We start from the raw sequence: 1,681 nt of genomic DNA, 5'->3' as shown, positions 1-1,681 counted from the left end.
CGCCGGGACTGCGCCGGGAAGAGGTCGCCCAACGCGCCAACATCAGCCCGACCTGGTACACATGGCTGGAGCAGGGCCGCGGCGGCGCACCCTCGGCCGATGTCCTCAATCGCATCGCCAAGGGGCTACTGCTGACCGAGGCGGAGCGCGAACATCTTTTCATGCTGGGGCTCGGGCGCCCGCCCGAGGTCCGCTACACCGGTGCCGAGGGTGTCAGCCCACGGCTGCAGCGCCTCATCGACACGCTCGATGCCAGCCCCGCCATAGTCAGGACCGCTACGTGGGACGTCGTTGCCTGGAACCGCGCCGCGCGGGTCGTGCTGACCGACTACAGCGCCCTGCCCGAGGGCGAGCGCAACATCCTGCGCTTCATGTTCCTCAGTCCCCATATCCGCGCCAGGCAGCACGACTGGCAAAACCTGGCCCGTTTCGTGGTCGGCTCGTTTCGTGCCGATGCGGCCCGCGCCGGCGCGGTCTCCGAGGTGCGCGAACTCGTCGACGAGCTTTGCAGCGCCAGCCCCGAGTTTGCCGCCCTGTGGCGGGCAAACGACGTGCTCAGCCACGGCGACGGGACAAAGCGCCTGAAGCACCCGGAACTCGGCGATATCGAACTGGAATATTCGGGCTTCGCGGTCGACGGCCGGCCGGATTTGAGCCTGACCGTCTACAACCCGGTCGACAGCGCCGTCGCCGACCGCATCCGCGCGCTGGCTCTCGCCCGACACCCCAAAGAGTAAGGGCGGGACGACCGTCCGCGGGGAGACGCCCGCCCTCAAACGCGCTCGCAGACCGCCTTCAGGATCTGCAAGGTCGGCCCCCAGTAGAGATTGGCATGCGGACGGATCGCCGGTTCGGCAAAATCGCTGAGCGTCAGCGTCAGCAGCGTTCCCTCATCCGCTGGCGCCAGATCGAAGCTGACCACCGTGTGGTTTTCGGGCACGTCCGCCAGACGCGGGGCCGACAACGTGCTCCAGTAGCTGTAGGCGAAGCTCCTTCCCGGCTCAAAAGCGCGGATGGTGCCATGGTTCTCGAACGGCATTCCGTGCAGCAATCCGCGCATCACGATCGCGCCGCCGGCCTGTCCTTGCAGGCTGACGGTCAACTCCTCGTCGGACATCCATTGCGGGATCATTTCTGGCGTCGTCAGTATCCGCCAGACCTTGGCCGGCTCGGCACCGATGACGACGGTCTTGGTTATCGGCGCGAACGAAGCGGTCACGAGGCCTCGCTTTGGCCTAATGGCTCGGGCGCCAGCACCAGCCGGATCTCCTGCGCCGCCTGCGCGGCATGGTGGCGCACGGTGGCAAGGTCGAGCATGCTGTAGGTGGTCGCCACATAGGGCACGGTCAGCGCGGCGACGGAGTGGCCGAACGGCCCGATGACCGGAAAGGCAAGATCGATGACACCCGGCTGCAGCCCGTCCGCCACCTCTTCATGGCCGGCGGTACGGATGCGGCCAAGCGCACGCTCCACCTCGGCCTTTTCGTCAAGAACACCAGAGACTTGCAGCCATTGGTTGACTCTATCCTGCGGCTGGAACGCCATCAGCGTGCGGCCCGTGGCGGTGGCAAACAGCGGGAACTCGGCGCCGACGCGGACGCGGAAGCCGAAGGCCGCCGGGCTTTCCACTTGCGCCAGGATCAGTACCCTTCCGGCATTGTGGACGCCGAGATTGCAGGCC

The 1,681-nt window shown here is 67.0% G+C and carries 3 protein-coding genes; 1 reads left to right on the top strand and 2 read right to left on the bottom strand.

The window, feature by feature from the left end; genetic code table 11:
- Positions 1 to 737 (top strand): helix-turn-helix transcriptional regulator (locus EN984_RS33635; RefSeq protein ID WP_245480177.1); only part of this gene is annotated, 737 nt, incomplete at its 5' end.
- Between the two features lie 35 nt (positions 738 to 772).
- On the opposite strand, the gene EN984_RS33630 is transcribed toward EN984_RS33635, so the two are convergent.
- Positions 773 to 1,219 (bottom strand): SRPBCC domain-containing protein, encoded by a 447-nt coding sequence (locus EN984_RS33630; protein WP_127267209.1) that lies wholly within the window; start codon positions 1,217 to 1,219, stop codon positions 773 to 775.
- Positions 1,216 to 1,681 (bottom strand): IclR family transcriptional regulator C-terminal domain-containing protein (locus EN984_RS33625; protein WP_281057379.1); only part of this gene is annotated, 466 nt, incomplete at its 5' end. The genes EN984_RS33630 and EN984_RS33625, both read right to left, overlap by 4 nt.

Source organism: Mesorhizobium sp. M7A.F.Ca.CA.004.12.1.1 (genome assembly GCF_003997835.1).
GTDB lineage: Bacteria > Pseudomonadota > Alphaproteobacteria > Rhizobiales > Rhizobiaceae > Mesorhizobium.
The sequence above is the reverse complement of the archived record's forward strand: the minus strand, read 5'-3'. Positions and strand labels throughout refer to the sequence as shown.